The sequence below is a fragment of the Rhizorhabdus phycosphaerae genome (assembly GCF_011044255.1).
In the GTDB taxonomy this organism is placed as follows: domain Bacteria; phylum Pseudomonadota; class Alphaproteobacteria; order Sphingomonadales; family Sphingomonadaceae; genus Rhizorhabdus; species Rhizorhabdus phycosphaerae.
Map to the genome: position 1 here is coordinate 1,974,397 of NZ_CP049107.1, position 18,876 is coordinate 1,993,272.

Annotated in this window: 14 protein-coding genes and 1 tRNA gene; 8 read left to right on the forward strand and 7 right to left on the reverse strand. The window is 64.0% G+C overall.

Going from position 1 to position 18,876, the window contains the following annotated elements; all coding sequences use genetic code 11:
- Positions 1-14: 14 nt before the first annotated feature.
- Both rpoC and G6P88_RS09085 read left to right on the forward strand, forming a co-directional pair.
- Entirely contained in the window at positions 15-4,286 is a 4,272-nt protein-coding gene (gene rpoC / locus G6P88_RS09080) for a DNA-directed RNA polymerase subunit beta' (RefSeq protein ID WP_165322858.1), read from the forward strand.
- Positions 4,287-4,838: 552 nt separating this feature from the next.
- Positions 4,839-6,770, forward strand: a complete 1,932-nt coding sequence (locus G6P88_RS09085; RefSeq protein ID WP_165322859.1) for an asparagine synthetase B family protein — start codon at positions 4,839-4,841, stop codon at positions 6,768-6,770.
- Positions 6,771-6,780: 10 nt separating this feature from the next.
- Here the strand turns inward: G6P88_RS09085 and G6P88_RS09090 are convergent, their stop codons facing one another.
- From G6P88_RS09090 to G6P88_RS09100, 3 genes are all read right to left on the reverse strand, one after another.
- Positions 6,781-7,626 carry a sulfotransferase domain-containing protein gene (locus G6P88_RS09090; protein WP_165322860.1) on the reverse strand — a complete coding sequence of 282 codons (846 nt, stop codon included), beginning with the start codon at positions 7,624-7,626 and terminating at the stop codon, positions 6,781-6,783.
- Positions 7,627-7,628: 2 nt separating this feature from the next.
- Positions 7,629-8,546, reverse strand: coding sequence for a P-loop NTPase family protein (locus tag G6P88_RS09095; RefSeq protein WP_165322861.1), 918 nt, complete (start codon positions 8,544-8,546; stop codon positions 7,629-7,631).
- A gap of 437 nt (positions 8,547-8,983) precedes the next feature.
- Positions 8,984-10,369, reverse strand: coding sequence for a methyl-accepting chemotaxis protein (locus G6P88_RS09100; RefSeq protein WP_226946793.1), 1,386 nt, complete (start codon positions 10,367-10,369; stop codon positions 8,984-8,986).
- A gap of 427 nt (positions 10,370-10,796) precedes the next feature.
- On the opposite strand from G6P88_RS09100, the gene G6P88_RS09105 reads away from it, so the two are divergent.
- From G6P88_RS09105 to G6P88_RS09115, 3 genes are all read left to right on the forward strand, one after another.
- Positions 10,797-11,144: a hypothetical protein gene (locus G6P88_RS09105; RefSeq protein ID WP_165322863.1), complete on the forward strand. Its 348-nt coding sequence runs from the start codon at positions 10,797-10,799 to the stop codon at positions 11,142-11,144.
- A 116-nt stretch (positions 11,145-11,260) separates the two neighbouring features.
- Positions 11,261-12,109, forward strand: a complete 849-nt coding sequence (locus G6P88_RS09110; RefSeq protein WP_165322864.1) for a diacylglycerol/lipid kinase family protein — start codon at positions 11,261-11,263, stop codon at positions 12,107-12,109.
- Positions 12,106-12,837, forward strand: a complete 732-nt coding sequence (locus G6P88_RS09115; RefSeq protein WP_165322865.1) for a metallophosphoesterase family protein — start codon at positions 12,106-12,108, stop codon at positions 12,835-12,837. Before G6P88_RS09110 ends, G6P88_RS09115 begins: the two co-directional genes overlap by 4 nt.
- A gap of 4 nt (positions 12,838-12,841) precedes the next feature.
- On the opposite strand, the gene G6P88_RS09120 is transcribed toward G6P88_RS09115, so the two are convergent.
- From G6P88_RS09120 to G6P88_RS09130, 3 genes are all read right to left on the reverse strand, one after another.
- Positions 12,842-14,011 (reverse strand): GGDEF domain-containing protein, encoded by a 1,170-nt coding sequence (locus G6P88_RS09120; protein ID WP_165322866.1) that lies wholly within the window; start codon positions 14,009-14,011, stop codon positions 12,842-12,844.
- Between the two features lie 314 nt (positions 14,012-14,325).
- Positions 14,326-14,402, reverse strand: a tRNA-Asp gene (locus G6P88_RS09125).
- Positions 14,403-14,464: 62 nt separating this feature from the next.
- Entirely contained in the window at positions 14,465-15,700 is a 1,236-nt protein-coding gene (locus G6P88_RS09130; protein WP_165322867.1) for an AI-2E family transporter, read from the reverse strand.
- Between the two features lie 393 nt (positions 15,701-16,093).
- On the opposite strand from G6P88_RS09130, the gene G6P88_RS09135 reads away from it, so the two are divergent.
- From G6P88_RS09135 to G6P88_RS09145, 3 genes are all read left to right on the forward strand, one after another.
- The gene (locus tag G6P88_RS09135) at positions 16,094-16,663 is read left to right on the forward strand and encodes a cell wall hydrolase (protein WP_165322868.1); all 570 of its coding nucleotides are present in this window, start codon (positions 16,094-16,096) and stop codon (positions 16,661-16,663) included.
- A gap of 86 nt (positions 16,664-16,749) precedes the next feature.
- Positions 16,750-17,223, forward strand: a complete 474-nt coding sequence (ybaK, locus tag G6P88_RS09140; RefSeq protein ID WP_165322869.1) for a Cys-tRNA(Pro) deacylase — start codon at positions 16,750-16,752, stop codon at positions 17,221-17,223.
- 146 nt (positions 17,224-17,369) lie between these two features.
- Positions 17,370-18,329 (forward strand): FkbM family methyltransferase, encoded by a 960-nt coding sequence (locus tag G6P88_RS09145; RefSeq protein WP_165322870.1) that lies wholly within the window; start codon positions 17,370-17,372, stop codon positions 18,327-18,329.
- Between the two features lie 31 nt (positions 18,330-18,360).
- Here G6P88_RS09145 and G6P88_RS09150 read toward each other — a convergent pair whose 3' ends face one another.
- Complete coding sequence (locus tag G6P88_RS09150; protein WP_165322871.1) at positions 18,361-18,837, reverse strand: nuclear transport factor 2 family protein; 477 nt, start codon at positions 18,835-18,837, stop codon at positions 18,361-18,363.
- Between the last annotated feature and the right edge of the window lie 39 nt (positions 18,838-18,876).

Consider the following 18,876-nt stretch of genomic DNA (forward strand, 5'->3'; position numbering starts at 1 on the left):
AGAGGGACTGAAACATGAACGAACTGACCAATTTCGCCAATCCGATTGCGAAGCCCGAAACCTTCGACCAGATCCGGATCGGCATCGCCAGCCCGGAGCGCATCCGCAGCTGGTCCTTCGGCGAGATCAAGAAGCCGGAAACGATCAACTACCGCACGTTCAAGCCCGAGCGTGACGGCCTGTTCTGCGCGCGCATCTTCGGTCCGATCAAGGATTACGAGTGCCTGTGCGGCAAGTACAAGCGCATGAAGTACAAGGGCATCGTGTGCGAGAAGTGCGGTGTCGAAGTCACCGTGTCGAAGGTCCGCCGCGAGCGGATGGGCCATATCGAGCTCGCCGCCCCGGTCGCGCACATCTGGTTCCTCAAGTCGCTGCCGTCGCGCATCGGCCTGCTGCTCGACATGCAGCTGAAGCAGCTCGAGCGCGTGCTGTACTTCGAGAGCTACATCGTGATCGAGCCGGGCCTGACCCCGCTCGAGAAGTTCCAGCTGCTGACCGAGGACGAGCTCCTCGAGGCGCAGGACGAATATGGCGAGGACGCCTTCTCGGCCGGTATCGGCGCCGAGGCGGTTCGCCGCATGCTCGAGGAACTCGACCTCGAGGGTGAGAAGGAGCAGCTGCTCAAGGAACTGGCCGAGACCAAGTCCGAGCTGAAGCCCAAGAAGATCATCAAGCGGCTCAAGGTCGTCGAGAGCTTCCTGGAATCGGGCAACCGTCCGGAATGGATGATCCTCGAAGTGATCCCGGTCATTCCGCCGGATCTCCGCCCGCTCGTTCCGCTCGACGGCGGCCGCTTCGCGACCTCGGATCTGAACGATCTCTATCGCCGCGTGATCAACCGTAACAACCGCCTCAAGCGGCTGATGGAGCTGCGCGCGCCGGACATCATCGTCCGCAACGAAAAGCGCATGCTGCAGGAGGCCGTCGACGCGCTGTTCGACAATGGCCGCCGCGGCCGCACGATCACCGGCGCCAACAAGCGTCCGCTGAAGTCGCTCAGCGACATGCTGAAGGGCAAGCAGGGGCGCTTCCGTCAGAATCTGCTCGGCAAGCGCGTCGACTATTCGGGCCGTTCGGTCATCGTGACCGGTCCGGAGCTCAAGCTGCACCAGTGCGGCCTGCCGAAGAAGATGGCGCTCGAGCTGTTCAAGCCGTTCATCTACGCCCGCCTCGATGCCAAGGGTCTGTCGATGACCCTGAAGCAGGCGAAGAAGTGGGTCGAGAAGGAGCGCAAGGAAGTCTGGGACATCCTCGACGAGGTGATCCGCGAGCATCCGGTCCTGCTGAACCGCGCGCCGACGCTTCACCGCCTCGGCATCCAGGCGTTCGAGCCGGTGCTGATCGAGGGCAAGGCGATCCAGCTGCACCCGCTGGTCTGCTCGGCCTTCAACGCCGACTTCGACGGCGACCAGATGGCGGTCCACGTGCCGCTGTCGCTGGAAGCGCAGCTCGAAGCCCGCGTGCTGATGATGTCGACCAACAACATCCTGTCGCCCGCGAACGGCAAGCCGATCATCGTGCCGTCGCAGGACATGGTGCTGGGTCTTTATTATCTGTCGATGATGAAGGAAGGCGAGCCGGGCGAAGGCGCCCTGATCTCCGACATGCAGGAAGTCCACCAGGCACTCGCCGCCAAGGCGGTGACCCTGCACACCAAGATCATCAGCCGCGTGCCGCAGACCGACGAGAACGGTCAGCAATATATGAAGCGCGTCGAGACCACGCCGGGCCGCATGCTGCTCGGTGAGACGCTGCCGAAGAGCCACAAGGTTCCGTTCGAGACGGTCAACCGCCTGCTGACCAAGAAGGAGATCGGCGACGTCATCGACATCGTCTATCGCCACACGGGCCAGAAGGAGACGGTGCTGTTCGCCGACGCGATCATGGCGCTCGGCTTCCGCCACGCGTTCCAGGCCGGCATCTCGTTCGGCAAGGACGACATGATCATCCCCGAAGCCAAGGAGAAGGAGGTCGAAGAGACCCGTCTGCTGGTGAAGGACTTCGAGCAGCAATATCAGGACGGCCTGATCACGCAGCAGGAGAAGTACAACAAGGTGATCGACGCCTGGTCGCGTTGCGGCGACCGCGTGGCGGCCGAGATGATGAAGGAGATCTCGGCGGTCAAGAAGGGCGAGGACGGGCGCGAGAAGCCGATCAACGCGATCTACATGATGGCGCACTCCGGTGCCCGTGGTAGCGCCGCGCAGATCAAGCAGCTCGCCGGCATGCGCGGCCTGATGGCCAAGCCGTCGGGCGAGATCATCGAGACCCCGATCATCTCGAACTTCAAGGAAGGCCTGACGGTTCTCGAGTATTTCAACTCGACCCACGGCGCCCGCAAGGGTCTGGCCGACACCGCGCTCAAGACGGCGAACTCGGGTTACCTGACCCGCCGTCTGGTCGACGTGTCGCAGGACTGCGTGGTCGTCGAGGTCGATTGCGGTACGGACCGTGCGCTCGACATGAAGGCGATCGTTCAGGGCGGCGCGACCATCGCGTCGCTGGGCGAACGCATCCTGGGCCGCACGCTGGCCGAGGACATTGTCGACAGCAAGACCAACGAGGTTCTGGTCGCGGAGGGCACCCTCCTCGACGAGGCGATGGTCGCTCAGATCGAGGCGATCGGCGTTCAGGGCGTCAAGATCCGCAGCCCGCTGGTCTGCGAATCGAAGGGCGGCGTCTGCGCGGCCTGCTATGGCCGTGACCTCGCCCGCGGTACGCCGGTGAACATCGGCGAAGCGGTCGGCGTCATCGCGGCGCAGTCGATCGGTGAGCCGGGCACCCAGCTGACGATGCGGACCTTCCACATCGGCGGCGCGGCACAGCTCAACGAGCAGTCGAACCTCGAATCCGTCGCCGACGGCACGATCGAGTATCGCGAACTGCGCACGATCACCGATCCGCGCGGCCGCCGCGTCTCGCTGAGCCGCAACGGCGAACTGGCGATCATCGACTCCGAGGGTCGCGAGCGCGCCACGCACCGCCTGCCTTATGGCGCGCATCTGCTCGTCGCCGACGGCGCCACGATCGCCAAGGGCGAGCGGATTGCCGAATGGGATCCGTTCACCATGCCGGTGATCACGGAAACCGGCGGTACGATCAAATATCAGGACCTGATCGACAACCAGACCCTGACCGAGCAGACCGACGAAGCCACCGGCATCAGCCAGAAGGTCGTCATCGAGTATCGCGTCACCAGCCGGAAGGAAGACCTCCGTCCGCGCCTGACCCTGCTCGACGAGACGTCGGGCGAGACCGCGCGCTACATGCTGGCGCCGGGCGCGATGCTTTCGGTCGAGGACGGCCAGACGGTGCATGCGGGTGAGGTTCTTGCCCGTGTCAGCCGCGAGTCCGCCAAGACCCGCGACATCACCGGCGGTCTGCCCCGCGTTGCCGAGCTGTTCGAGGCCCGCAAGCCGAAGGAGAACGCGATCATCGCGAAGGTCTCCGGCCGGGTCGAGTTCGGCAAGGACTACAAGGCCAAGCGCAAGATCATCATCCGTCCGGACGATGGGTCGGAGCCGGTCGAGTATCTCGTGCCGAAGTCGAAGGTCATCGACGTGCAGGAAGGCGACTATGTCAAGCGCGGCGACAACCTGATCGGCGGTTCGCCGGATCCGCACGACATTCTCGAGGTGCTCGGCATCGAGCCCCTGGCAGAGTATCTCGTGTCGGAAATCCAGGAAGTCTATCGACTGCAGGGCGTGAAGATCAACGACAAGCACATCGAGACGATCGTTCGTCAGATGCTGCAGAAGGTCGAGATCACCGATGGTGGCGACACCACCCTGCTGCCGGGTGAACAGGTCGATCGCGAGGAAATGGACGAGATCAACGCCAAGGCCGAAGCCGAAAATCGCCAGATTGCCCATGGCAAGCCGGTGCTGCTCGGTATCACCAAGGCCTCGCTCCAGACGCGTTCGTTCATCTCTGCCGCGTCGTTCCAGGAAACGACCCGCGTCCTCACCGATGCCTCGGTGCAGGGCAAGGTCGACACGCTGAACGGCCTGAAGGAGAATGTGATCGTCGGTCGCCTGATCCCCGCCGGTACCGGTGCGGGCATGAGCCGTCTGCGCGTCACCGCCAGCAGCCGCGACGCCGCCCTGCGCGCCTCGCAGCGCAACTGGCAGGAGTCGCTGATCGCTCCGCAGTCCGCCGCCGAGGAGCATGCTGCCGAGCTGCGCCAGCCGGTTCAGGCCGACTTGGGCGACGATCCGCTGGGTGAGGTCGTGGGCGAGACCCACGGCACCGACGCGGATGCGGGCGATTATCTGAACAAGGAGTGATCCACCCCGCCCGCGAGGCGGTCAGGACCAACGAAAGGCCCCGCCGGAGCGATCCGGCGGGGCTTTTTCGTAGTGCTGCGGCGGCACCAGTGAAACGGTTGCCGTCAAAAACGCCGCTGTCCGGCATCGATCTTCTGGCACAGGCCGGAGAGATCCTGGCCTGTCGTCCGGCCCGATCTTTACCGACCGTTAACCTTTCCCACCCAAGGGTTTATCCGGACTGTCCGGGCAACGGGACGCGGCGCATGTGGCGGCTGGGTACCGGCGATACACGGATCGCCACCCTATGGATAAGAGACGGAAAGAGCGTTGGTTATGGACGAGCAAGAGCAAGTCGCACGGGCTGAAGCGTCGCACGATCGCGTATGGGCCGCGCCGAAACTAACCGAGTTGCGCATCTGGTCGGGCACGGAAGCAAAGGGCACCGAGATCTCGGAAAGCTCCACGACCAAGAATTCCTCCTGAGCGGATGATTCCCCCGTTGGGTAGCACCACCATTCTGGATTCGCGGACACCGGTCACTCTGCCATGAAGGCCCGATAGAACGCGAACATGCTTCACTTTCTAGGCCTGGTATCCCTCGGTGCGCCGTTGCCCTCCTCGGCCCAGATGCTCCATGCCGCCCACCGCCTGGGGGGACCGGACTTCGAAGCCGCGCAGAGCTGGTCCTCCGACACATGCGTGCTTGCCTGGCGCCGGCTGGCGCTACGCCCGGAGACGCGCGCGGCGACCATCCCGGTCATCGATCCCGACAGCGGAACATGTCTGATCGGATCGGGACGCATCGACGAACGGGCTGAACTCGCTGCCGCGCTGGGCACCCACCCCCGCGATGCAGGCGACACCGAGTTGATGGCGCGGAGTTTCGCGCGCTGGGGCGAAGCGGGTGTCGGTCGGCTGATGGGCAATTTCGGCTTTGCGCTGTGGGACGGCAGGGCCGGACAGCTGACGCTTGCCAAAGACTATTTCGGTACGACGCCGCTCTTCTATCATCTGGGTGATGGCTTCGTCCTCTTTGGGACCAACCCAGCTGCGCTCCTCGCAACCGGCCTCTGCTCGCGCGAGATCGACCCGGCTACCCTTGGCGAAAACATCATCGGACGATCCGCCGATCCCGAGGCGACACTCTATCGCAATCTCCGCCGCGTGCGGCGTGCCTCGACCCTCAGGATCGACCGATCCGGCTGTCGGAACCATATCTACTGGCAACCGAGACGCGGCGCGCCGCTGCGGCTGAAATCCGACGTGGACTATGTCGAAGCGACCCGCGAGATTCTCGACCGGGTTCTGGTCGGACATCTGCGCAGTTCGGCCCCGCTGGGCGTGATGCTGTCGGGCGGGTTCGACTCTGCATCGATCGCCGCGACCCTGGCCATGCTCGCACCCGATCGCACCATCGCCGGGTTCACCAGCGTCCCCGCCGGTGGCGAGCCCGAAAGGATGCGGCGCATGGCCCGCGAATGGGCCCATGTGGAAGCTCTGGCCCGACGGCACCCGAACATCGAAGCCCAGGCCATTGTTGAAAAAGACATGCGGCCCTGCGACGATCGCTATCGGGATCTCTTTGCCGATACCGGCCTGCCGATCGGATCGCCCGCGCTCATGTGTCGGCGTCTGGCGCTGGCGGAGGCCGCCCGGCGCAGCGGTGTTCGCACGCTTTTCAACGGAGACGGGGGAAACCGCACCTTCACCTCGGAAGGGCCGCAGCTGTTCGCCCACCTCTTCCGGTCCGGTCGCTGGCTTCAGCTGGCATCGGAGGTAGGTGCAGCCGCCGCTTTCTCGGGGCGGTCGCCATGGAAAATCCTCTGGCGTGACGTGCTGCGCGATATCGTCCCACGCCAGCTGTTGCAAAACTGGTACCGCCTGCGCGACATGCCGGCGCGGGACATCACCGAGGACAGCCTGTTGCGTCGCTCATTCGCCGAAGAGAGCGGATTGGTCGAGACATGGCGTGCGGCGCCCAACTCACCCGATCGACTACGGCTCCTGCGGACCGAGGAGATCGAACCCGTCTATCTGAACGTTCAGCCGTCGCATAGCGATGGCATGACGCTGGCCTATAACAGAATGGGGCTCGACGTGGTGGCGCCCCTGCGTGACCGCCGCCTGATCGACTTCATCCTCTCGCTGCCGCCCACCCAATTTCGTCGCGGGGGCGTCCCGCGCTTTCTCGCGCGGCGCGTATTGGCCGACCGCCTGCCGGCGGAAACTCTGGAAGAGCGCGGCTATTTCGATCCCTTCGCAGACCTCGGCCTCTGGGCGGAGAAATGGTGGAACGAGGCGGCACGGCAGGTTTCGAACCAGCGCCCGTCCGAACTGGCCGAACAGGCCATCGATCTGCACCAGCTAGGCCGGCTGCTCGGCACGCCTTTGTCAGACCTTCTGGATCGCGAACGGGGCAACCCGCATATCGTCGGCAGCGCGGTTGCCAACGCCCTGCACGTCAATCACTTCCTGCGATGGCATGAGCGCCTGAACGATTGAGCCTGGTGGCTTATAGTTCATAGCCGAAATGCGCCATCATGCTTTGGTGGTCGCGCTCGATCCTGCGGGCCTGCTCCACCGTCAGCACGTCGCGCCATTGGCCGGCCCTTCCCTCTCGGAAGAAGCGCCCCATACCGTCGGGGCGCTCCCGGAACCCACCAAGCGCCTCGTCGGCGGCGAGTTTGTCGAAACTCGTAGCCGCGATCGCGCGCACGATGTCCTCACGGCTGACGTCGAAGCCGCAGAAAGTCGCGAGTTCCGAAAAATGCGTGAGAGGGTCGGCGACCAGATCCTCGTAGCGAAGCGTCAGGCGCCGCAAGGGCGCCCCCTCCCAGCTGGCTGTGTGCGACGACCAGCTTCCGCGCAACTCCCTCAGCTGCCGCTTCGTCAGCGCCGAGGTAGCGGCGGTCTCGTCGGCGAGTTCGTCTATCGCGGCATCGATGGAGATGACGTTATGCGCGGCCAGCGACAGACAGACGTCGCGGGGATCGCGGACGACATGGATGCAGCCGAGGGTTACCTCCGCTGGGAAGATGTCAGCGCCGGATTTCGTCTGTCCCCACGCGTCGTGAACCTTGCAGAATCGTGGGCTGCTGGTGGAGGCGACCAATGCTCGATAGGCCAGTGGTCGAAGCTCTGCAGCTTCGTCAGCGGTCAGGTCTGCCACATTGAGATCGAGGTGACGCTCGATGAGCCAGCGGCCGCTCGCCATGGCACCCGTTCCGTCCATCTCGCGGATGTCGATATCGGCCCCGTAGCGCAAGGTGGCGGTGAACAGCCGAACCCAGGTGTTCCCGGACTTGGGATAGGAAGCAATCCAGTAGAGGCCGCCGGGCGAGGAACGGAGCGTATCCACGGTTAGTCGCTGCCTTGTCCGAAAAGGATCTGCTCCATCAACCAGTCTGCAGCTTCGTCGAGCTTCTCAAGACCGGCGGGATGCAGAAGATCGAGGACCGGAACCCTGCTGGCAATTCCGGCGAGCGACTGCATGAAGCTCGCTTCGGCGCCAAGTGCGCGCGCCACGGCGGGCAGGGTGACCAGCTTGGCGGCCCCGGCGAAAGCTGCGCCCCCTTGCAGCCGCTGGCATCGTGTCGCCATGCCGCCTCGGGCGGGACGAAGCAGCGCTATCGCGGCAAGCTGTCGCGGTTCGCCATCATACCATGGCGCGGCTGAAATGGAGAAGCGACCACCGGGCCCAGGCTCACCTTGCGGACGGGGCATGGAGAGGGCTTCGAGCGAATCTGGCCAAAGCTTGATGACGGGGAACCCCGGCTGGATGAGAGGATGGCTCCCCCTCATGTCCAATGCGCATAGTCCATCGGCTACCCACCGGAAGCCCCTGCGCACAAGCGCCATTGCAAGGCTGGTCTTGCCCGTCCCCGGCGGTGACCACAACAGATAGGATCGTTCCCGATAGGACAGGCAAACCGCCGACAGGGGTATCAGCCCCCCTTGCATGCACAGGGCAGCGACCGGCACGTCGCGCAGGAAATCGAGCGCTCTCGGCAGCCCGCCGTCCTCCCGCACGGAAAGGGTGATCTTCGCACGGTCGGTCAGCAGATAGCCGGCGATGCCGGGCACGTGGAAAAGGAGCGAGCCCTGTTCGTCGAGTTGCAGCAACGGCCGGGACAGCACCGGTTTTTCCAGCACGTCCGGCACGTCCCCAGCCTTCAGAAACACCGAAGGTCCTAGGGGGGTGTCGCGCGGAATGCCGAAGGAAGGGCATTCGAACGGCAAATGGAAGCTGTGTCCCAGCGCGGAATGAATATTGGTCAACAGCGCCCGCTATCGTCATCAATGAGGATAGCCCAAATGCATTCAGGCAGACGCCACATCAAGCACTCAGCGTCCTTGATGCGATCGTCGAACACCAAGCCGCCGGCCCCCGAAGTGCCCGCCTGCCGTTCGGAACTCGCTCCAGACGCGTTCGTACATCTCCGCCGCTTCGGTCCAGGAAACGACGCGCGTCCTCACCGATACCTCGTTTCACGGCAAGGTCGATGCGCTGAACGCCCGTTACCAGCGAGCGCCCCCGCCGAAGCGATTCGGCGGAATTTTATTTTAATGGCGACCTTGGCAAGCCGCCGGGCGCCCGCCCTGCGTCAGGCTTAAGTGCTTGGCGAGCACCGCAAAGGCGGCATCAAGCCCCCGACTTTCTCGAAGCCAATATTCGACGCCAGGTACGCCGGCGCTCCCGCGCCGGCGTCGTTTGATCAAAACTCGGTCCAGTCATCGCTCACGGCGACCGCGCGACCACCTGCGGCGGCAACGCGGCGCGGGGCAGGCCTGTGGGCCATCGGCGGCGGAGCGACGGGCATACGGGTTACGGTCGCACTCCCGCCGACATCGAACTTGGCGACCGACTCCTTCAGGCCGACCGCCTCTTCGCTGAGACTGCGAGCGGCGGCACTCGCCTCTTCGACCATCGCCGCGTTCTGCTGCGTCACCTGATCCAGTTCGAGGACCACGGCATTGACCTGGTTCAGGCTTTGCGCCTGCTGCACCGCCGCCGCCGCGATGGTCGAAACGAGATCGCTGACCTCGGTAATGCGCAGATTGATCCTTTCCAGCGCGCTACCCGCAGAGGCAACGAGTTCGACACCCTTCGAGACCTCGGTGACACTGCCATGGATGCGGCCCGAAATATCCTTCGCGGCTTCAGCCGCCCGCTGCGCGAGCGCCCGGACCTCGCTCGCGACCACCGCAAAGCCCTTGCCCGACTCACCTGCGCGTGCCGCTTCCACCCCTGCGTTCAGGGCGAGAAGGTTGGTCTGGAAGGCGATGCCGTCGATCACGTTGATGATCTCGACGATCTCCTTGGACGAGCGCGCGATATTGTTCATGGCATCGACCGCCTCGCGCGAAATCTCCTGCCCCTGCAGCGCCTCGCTGCGTGCCTGGGCGGCGGCCTGGTCGGCACGCTCCGCATCGGCCGAGGTGCGGGCGACCGTGCTTGTGATCTCGCCGACCGACGCCGATGCTTCTTCCAGATTGGCCGACTGGACTTCGGTGCGCCGCGCGAGGTCGTCGGACGCCTTGCGAATCTCGACCGCGCCCGTGTGGACGCTCTCGGTCGCCCGGTTGGTGGCAGCCATGACCTCGGCCAGCGCCGAAGCCGTATTGTTGAAGCTTTTGCGGATTGAATCGTAGACCGGCGGGAAGGCATGATCGATCCGAATGGTCAGATCGCCGGCCGCGAGCCTTGTGAGGGCCCCGTCCAGCGCCTCGATGACATCTTGCTGCTCGCGCTTGGCCTCCTCCTCGGTCCTCGTGCTTTCCTCGACACGCCGCGCATTGTCCCTGAAGGTTGCCATCGCCTTGGTCATGCGCCCGACACAGTCCTCATAGTCGGTGAACTGCACGGGCGAAGAGAGATCGCCGCGGGCGAGATCCTCCATGCGGACTACCGTGGTGACATAGGGATCACAGATGAGTTTGCGGGCGATCAGCGTCGTCGACAGGATAACGAGGCCCGATCCGGCGATCACGATCACGTCCCGCGACATCCAGCTGTCGTCTGTCAGTAGCACGGTCAGCGCTATCGTAATGCAATAGACGACCGCTTGAACGACGGTAAGCGCCATGAACTTGGCACGCACGGGCGCGGTCCTTATGAACCAGTTCAACATCCTCTTAAACCCCAACCTATTACACCAGCCAGGTCGGTCTAACACACAGTAGTTAATCAAATTACGTTATTCCCCTTAAGTAGCACATATTAGCTAAGCTCACGAAAAACAGGATTTTTCCCTCAAGGTTCTAAGATTCCTATCATGCCATTCCGGCAGAAGTAGGTGATTTCGATCATATTTTGGTGGGCAATGCCCCCGCCTATCGGTCGAACAAATACTTCGCCAGTCAAACTAGCGCTTTCCTTCCCCTGGGGCGTCGTTACCAACGTAAATGAACAATCGAAAATTTTTAGGATTAGCGTCATAAAAGTGTAACAACAAAAAACTTTCCGATTCGCCGTTTTGTGTCATCATGGTGCAACAAACAGCGTTTTCGAATCGGAGGGTTTGCCAGATGTTCAAGGTTGTTCTTGCCGGTGCCGCGCTTGCTCTTGCGGTCCCTGCCCTTGCACAGCCGACCGAGGTCGCCGATCCCTATGGTGCAGGTTCGATCTCGAAAGGCCGCTACACGGCGGTCGAACGCAAGCTGCAGGCGGCTTATGAGAAAGGCGATCGTTCGCCGGAGGTACTGCTGAATCTTGCCGCAATCCGGCTTCAGGAAAAGCGCCCCGCGGAAGCTCGCGACCTGTACAAGGCAGTGCTTACCCAGCCCAACGCCGACATGGCAACGCTGAACGGCGCCGCCGGATCGCACGAGGTCGCCCAGCGCGGCTTGGCAGGTGCGCTCGCCATGCTCGACTGAGCGGGTCAACGCGTCGATTGCCAAAAGGCCTGCCGGGCGGCGTCCGGCAGGCCTTTTTTCCATGCGCAGTTGAAAGGAATGGCGGAACTGTAGCCTGGGCCGGCGATTGTCCGAGCATGCGCGCATGGCTCATCAGCAACATTGCCTCGGGATCGACCGATGCCGGGACCCTGGAGTCCTTGCCGGCGCTCCTTCCCGATATCGATATCGTCGGCCACAGCGGCTTTCCCGCGGAGGCGCTTCCGTCTGTCGAGAAGCTCGACTCGCAGGATGTCTCGTTGATCCTCCTTCTCGCAGGGGACGGGACGATCAACGCGGCAGCGACGCTCTACGACAATTGGCGCGGCGCCGTCCTGATCCTTCCCGGCGGGACGATGAACATGCTGGCCAGCAGCCTCCATGGCTCGGCTGGGATTGCAGAGATTGCCCGGGCGGTGACGGCCGGCGATGCGGTCCGCACCACCCTCCCCTATGTCGCTGTCGGCGACCGGCGCGCCTATGTCGCTGCCATAGCCGGTCCCGCGTCGCTCTGGGCGCATGCGCGCGAAGCGGTTCGAAGCGGTCGGCTGCGGCAGGCGTGGCGCGCGACGCGACTGGCCTGGCTGCGCAGCTTCGCCCGTGGTCCGCGGGTGCGAGGCTGCCAGCGGGCGTGCTCCTCTGCGATACTGCTTCTGCCCGAGAGCGAGGCCATCGAAATTGCGCGGATCGGCGTTACCGGCTGGATGGAGGCGGCGCGTCTCGGCCTGGACTATGTCGCGAGCGACTGGCGCCGCTCTCCGAACGTCGACATAGCGCGGGCGAACGGGGCGGTACTGGAGGGTGGGCGGAGCGTCCATATGCTGTTCGACGGCGAGTCCGCGCGGATGCGGTTGCCCCTTACCGTTCGGCATGGCCGGTCTCGGCTAGTCTTCCTCGCGACGCGGCCTGAGGCACTGGACATGGGGCGGAGGGCGCAGGCGGCATGATCCGGCTCTTCCACGTCAGCGACCTCCATTTCGGCTGCGAGGACCAGGCGGCGTTGGACTGGTTCGCCGACAGCGTTCGCCAGGAACGCCCCGATGCAGTGGCGGTGACGGGCGACCTGACCATGCGCGCTCGATCAGCAGAATTCGCCGCCGCTGCGCGATGGCTTGAAGCGCTAGACGTTCCCCTGACGATCGAACCGGGCAACCACGACCTGCCCTGGAATCCCCTGACGCGGCTGCTACGCCCCTATCGTCGCTTCCAGAAGCTCGAGCGAGCGCTCGAGCGGCCGATCGATCTCGGATCGGTGCGGATCGTCCCGCTGAAGTCGACGGCGCGCATGCAGTTGCGGCTGAACTGGTCTTGGGGCGTGGTAGGCCGGTCGGCGCTCGATGCGGCCATCGCCGAGTTGGCGGGGCTCGCCCCCGACGAGGTCGGTATCGTCGCGACCCACCACCCCCTGATCGACCGGGCGGAGCTCAAGTCCCGCGGGCGGACATTGCGCGGACCACGGGCCGCGGCACGTCTGGCCGAGGCCGGCGCCCGGCTCGTGTTGAGCGGGCATGTCCACGATCCGTTCGATGCGATAGCCGAAAGCGAGAGCGGGCCGATCCGCATGGTCGGCGCAGGCACGCTGTCACACCGAACACGGGGTACGCCCCCGTCCTTCAACCACATAACCGTGACGGGAGGCACGATAGAGGTCGAATTGCGCCGGCTGGGCCGCTGATCGATCAGGCGTGCAGGGAAAGAGGAGCCAGCGACGCATCATAAGCGGAGATGCCGGTTGCCCCACGCTTGCCCTGACGCAGCGCGCGCTCGGCCGAGGCCAGGAGCCGCTCGAGGTCGGCGCTTTCCTGAAGGTCGACGGCATAGCCGATGTTCGTGGTGATGATGATGTCCTCTCCCGCCACCGCATAGCTTTTGTCGAGGGTGGAGACGATCTGCTGCGCGAGATGCTCGGCCTCGCGCCCGTCCGACATGTTCGGCTGTATGACGACGAAATCGTCGCCGTTGAGATGGATGACGAGATTGTCGCCACGCACCACACGCCGCAGGCGCTGCGCCACCGCCTTGAGGAGGGCGTCCCCGGCCATGTGGCCATAGGTTTCGTTGACCGGTTCGAGCTGGTTGATATCGATGCAGTGCAGCGCAATCAGATCGCGGCTATCCGAGCGCCCGACGATCTGGTCGAAACGCTCGCGCAGGACCAGCCGGTTGGGCAGGCCGGTCAGGTCGTCCTGCCGGGCGAGCGTTTCCATCAGATGGCGCATCGAGATCTGCGCGGCTGCCCCCCGATAGCGCTTGATCATCGACTGGATGCCGCCGACGAGGAACAGCGCACTCAGCAAGCCGGTACCCCAATGCGCAACGCCGGGCGTCATCAGCGCCACCAGCACGGTCGGAACCACCGCCAGCAAGCTCGACGTAACGCTGATCCAGAGGCGCAGTGGGACGGTGGCCGCAACCCCGGCAGCATAGCCGAAGATCAGCGCTACGATCAGCAGATGCTGCTCGATCGAAACCGTCGCATAGGCCCAGGCGCAGAAGGCGCCGAGCGCGGCAGCGAAGACGATATATCCATAGCCGAAGCGGCGCTCGATCGAGCGAGCGACATGGACGCCGAGCCCCGCCTCGAACACGCGCCGACGCAGCCCGAACAGCGCCAGCAGCCGTGCCGACGAGCCCATCAGTCCGATCCCGTAGAGCAACAGCAGAATCGCGTCGTTGGATCGCAAAACCAGATAGGCGCCGGTGCAGACGAAGCAGAGCGTCATGATCAGTGCCGGAACCGTATGCTCGAACAGCGACTGCACCAGTTCGACATAGGTGGCGGCGGACAGCCTCTCCCGACCGGCGGCCGCAAGGCGGCGCCGCCCCGTCAGAAGGGTACGCATGAACATCACTCTTGCTCCAAAGCCCGAAGTGCGCCGCCCTGACGCACCAGCTCCTGCGCTATTTCTAGCAGAGGTCATGAAGAGCCGAAATTACGCATTTCTGGTTAAGAACGTCAGTTCTCGATACCCGGGTCGGCCCATCCGTCTCCTCCCGGCGGTGTGGGAGAGACCGGTGAGCCCCCACCGTCACGACCGCTATGTCGGAGCATAGTCCGACGGAACTGCAACGCCAGTGCGCCAGATCACAGGAAGGAAGCTGATATCCCGACAAGAAAACAGGCCCCCGAAGGAGCCTGTTCTTTCCGATAAGCCATTGAGAATGGCGCGAGTGACGGGGCTCGAACCCGCGACCTCCGGCGTGACAGGCCGGCGCTCTAACCAACTGAGCTACACCCGCGAACTGTGTCGGTGGAGGGGGCACCTAGTGGAGGGTCGCCGCCCTGTCAACAGCATCGCGCATCATTTTCCCAACTCTTTCGACAGCGGTGCGTCATCCTCCGCGGGACCGTTGGTGAAAGTGCCCTCGGCGAACAGAAATCCGGCGATGTCAGGCCAGCCGGCGGCGTCTAGCACCGTCTTCAGGATGATCAGCAGCGGCACGGCAAGCAAGGCGCCAGCCGTCCCCCACACCCAGCTCCAGAAGCTGAGCGCGACGAGAATCAGCAGCGGGTTGATGGTCAGGCGGCGGCCGACCAGCATCGGCGTCAGCACATTGGCTTCGACCAGATGCACGGCCACGAACAGCGACGCGGGCACCAGCGCATAGCCGAGATCGCCGAATGTCATCAGCCCGCCGACCGCGAGCAAGCCTGCGGCTACGATCGGCCCGAAATAGGGGATGTAGTTGAGGATGGCGACGAGACCACCCCACATGACCGGGCTCGGCATCTCCGCAAACCACAGCATCACCGAGACGAGTACCCCCATGCCGATGTTCACCGCTGTGATCGTTGCAAGATAGGCCGAGGTGCGATCGACCATCTCCTGGATCACGCGCGCGGTGGTCATCGCACTGGAAAAGCTGCCCCGGCTGGTGATCGTGCGGCGGCGCATGCGCGTCCAGCTCGACAGGAAGAAATAGACGACGAGCGTCGCGAAGACGAGCTGGACAAGCGCATGGGGCGCCGAGGTCGCGACATAGTCGAACAGCGAATTGGGCTCCTGCACGGTGACCGTACGGCCCCGCGCCGCCGAATTGCGCAGCAGCGCCCCCATCGTCTCGTCGACGAAGCGTTCGAACGAGGAATAGATGTCGATCAGCGGGGAAAGGTTTCGGCGGATGAGCTGGATGCGCGACGGCAACCGCGCGAACCATTCGGTCGCAGGCACGATCACCGAGGCGATCGCGGCATTGGCGAGACCCAGGAACAAGATCACGCATAGCAGCGCGGCCAGCGGCGACGGCAGGCCGCGTCGCTCGAGCCATTCGAGCAAGGGCACCATCGCGACCGCGATGACCAGCGCGATCGTCACCGGCAGGAAGAACTCAGACCCCGAGCGCAACGCAAAGGGAATGGCGAGGATGATGCCCGCACCGGCCGTCAGCGCAAGCCAGGCGAGCAGCCGGTCGCGGCGATAGGCCATCTCAGCCTGGATCGCCATCGAGTCGCGCAGCGCATCGCGCAGTACGTCCACGGGAGCCGTGGCGTCGGCAGCCGAGTCAGGCCTTTCCCGATCCGCCACTTCGTCCCGCATCGATTCGCTCCAACCGAAAGACCGCCACCTGCACCCATATCGCGCGTTCGGCGGGACAGTGCCACAACCGCTGCGCAGAGCCGCGGGCTGCCGCCGAATTATTACGCCAAGACAACAGCTTCATGGCAAAGATATGGCTGCTTGCGTTAGCAGTCGCACAAAAACACCATATATGGGGTTCCACGGGTCGTCTTGGCGGACCAACGACTCGTCGTGGGTTTATTGACTCGTTAACCCGCCCGGCCGCATTGCCGCGATCGAATTGGTCGCGGGGGCTCTGCGGGGGCAGACAGCCGAAACAGCCTCCCTGCCGACAAGACGTGAAAAAGCAGCTCGCCCTATGTTTCGAGTTCGGGGCGGGATGGCTCTTTTGCGCATTGCATGGAGTAATGAATGTCCGCCAAACTGGCTCAACATCCGCTGATGATCGCCGCGATGATTATCGCTGCGGCTACCGGCGCAATGGGCTTTGCGGCCATTCCGGCGTCGCAACCGACGCTTGCCTACGAATTTTCTCCCCTGACCGCGAATGACGACATCGTCGTCGACGACGGCATCGACCGGGTGCTGTTCAAGGAAGCCGCCAACAGCGGCAATATCGATCGCGAACTCGAATGCATGGCCAAGGTCGTCATGCACGAAGCCGCCAACCAGCCGCGCAGCGGCCAGCTTGCCGTCGCGCAGGTCATCATGAACCGGGTCGGACAGAATCGCTTTGGCGAGACGGTCTGCGAGGTCGTGAACCAGCCCGGCCAGTTCTTCCGGACCGCCTCCTATCATCCGCGCCGCGACAGCGAGCGCTGGGCCACTGCGGTCGAGGTTTCGCGCCAGGCGATGGCCGGCCATGGCGACCAGATCGTCCCGGGCGCCGTGTTCTATCACAGCGCGAAGAGCTCGCCGAACCGCTTCTTCCGGACGCGGGAACGCCTGTCGATGGTGGGCGACCATATTTTCTATCGTTGAACCGACCGAGATCGGAGAGGATGCGGGGGCCCGGCGGAAACGTCGGGCCCTTTGCTTTGTGGACAGGATCGGGAATAGAGCGCCCCATGTCCCGCACGACGCGCGCAACCCAGGCCCTGACCAAGGCCGGCATCGTCCATGACCTCCACGCCTATATCTATGACCCCGGCGCAGAGCGCGTAGGGATCCAGGCCGCCGAGGCGCTGGGCGAGGATCCGGCGCGGGTCCTCAAGACGCTGATGATCGAGATCGACGGCAAGCCCGCCTGCGCGGTGATCCCGTCCGACCGCGAACTGTCGATGAAGCGCGCGGCGGCGGCGTTCGGCGGCAAGTCCGCCCAGATGATGAAGCCAGCCGACGCCGAGCGACTGACCGGCTATCATGTCGGCGGGATCAGCCCCTTCGGCCAGCGCAGGACGGTCCCGGTCGCCATCGAGGCGGCAGCGATGGAGCAGGCGCTGGTCTATATCAACGGCGGACAGCGCGGGCTACAGGTGCGCCTGGCCCCGAAGGACGCGGCGGGGGTGCTCAGGGCGATCGTGGCGCCGCTGGTGGGGTGAAGGACATGCTCGGGTCCACATCGACCTGAGCTGCAATGCCGACTTAGCACCATAATCGACCAGACTATGTTTGACCGCGCTGAAGATTGCCGCCTAGCCTCAGCCAAGCTCCTGACCCTTGGTCAGAAATTTGACCTGGAGGCATCATGCCAGTCACCCGCGAAGACGTCATCTGCGCCTATCGGCTGCTGCTCAATCGCGACCCTGAAAGCGAAGAGGCCATAGAAGGGCATCGCGGAGCCGCGGATCTTGGGTCCCTTCGGCACATTTTCATGTCTTCGGCCGAATATCGCTCGCAGAACAGCTATCTGCAGGGGTGGATGGTCGCGCCCGTGTTCGACGAGAGCCGCCTGCTGTGGGTGAACATGAAGGACAGCTATGTCTCGGCGCATTGCATCACAGGTGTCTACGAAGCTGAGAACAGCACCATAGTCCGCACGTTGCTGCGTGAAGACAGTGTCTTTCTGGACGTTGGAGCGAATATTGGCTGGTTCACCGTCTTGGCAAGCACCGTGATCGGCCCGGCAGGACGGATTCATTGCTTCGAGCCGCAACCGCATATCGCGGACCGGCTCCGCCGAACCATCGAGATCAACCGGCTAGAAGACCTTGTGTCCTTTCATCGCAAGGGCGTCTGGTCCGAACCCGGGTCCATGGCGCTTACCGGCAATTCGGATTCCCAAAATCAAGGTGCGGGGCACTTGGCTCCCGCAGGGCACGACGCTTCGGAGTCGTCGATCATAGACCTCGTCACGCTCGATAGCCTGGGCCTGGATCGATGCGATCTGATCAAGATGGATATCGAGGGCGCCGAACCCCGGGCCATGGACGGCGCCGAACGCCTGCTCCGCGAGGCAAGGCCCGTGATCCTGTCGGAACTGAACAGTGGCCAGCTCAAGACGGTCTCCGGCACCACTGGCGCCGACTATATCAAGGCGATGGAGCAGCGCGGCTATGACTGCATAAAGGCGCACGGTCCGGATGCCGGCAGACAGTTCAGCCCGGAAACGGCCCTTTCCACGGTTTTCGCCGACATCCTGTTCATCCCGCGGGAGAAGGCGGACGCGACGCTCGGCCAGTTATTCGGACAATCGACGACGCAGTGAAGCGCCCCGGGGGGGGCTTCCGGAACGATCCCTATCGGCCTGTCGCCGCCCGCTGCTCCTCCGGCGTCGCGGCGCGGTGGCCGTAGATCAGCACCGTGGTGATCTGCCAGGCGCCGTCCCGCTTCGCCCAGACCATCACGAATTTCGCGATGCCTTCACAGCGCTGAGTCGCAAGTTCGCAGAAGCGATGCTCGCCCTCTTCGATCGCGCCATAATCCTTGACCGGATAGACCCGGAAGCTGGCCGGGATCAGCTCGCGCCGTACCTTGCCGCAGATATATTTGCGGACGCCGTCGACCATCGCATCGCGCTCGAACGTGGCGCCGCCGCTGTCGTGAAAGAAGGCGACCTTCGGATCGAAATAGCCCGAGAAGGCGGGGAGGTCACAGTTGTTGTAAGCGTCGAACACCTTGCCATCGAGCGCTGCGATCTCCTGTGTCAGCGGGTCGACAGCCGCCGGGGCCGATCCGACGGCCAGCACGGCGGCGAGTGCGATGGTGGTAATCATATAGGCAGCATCCTGTGGGGAGCCGGTATCGAGCGCAGG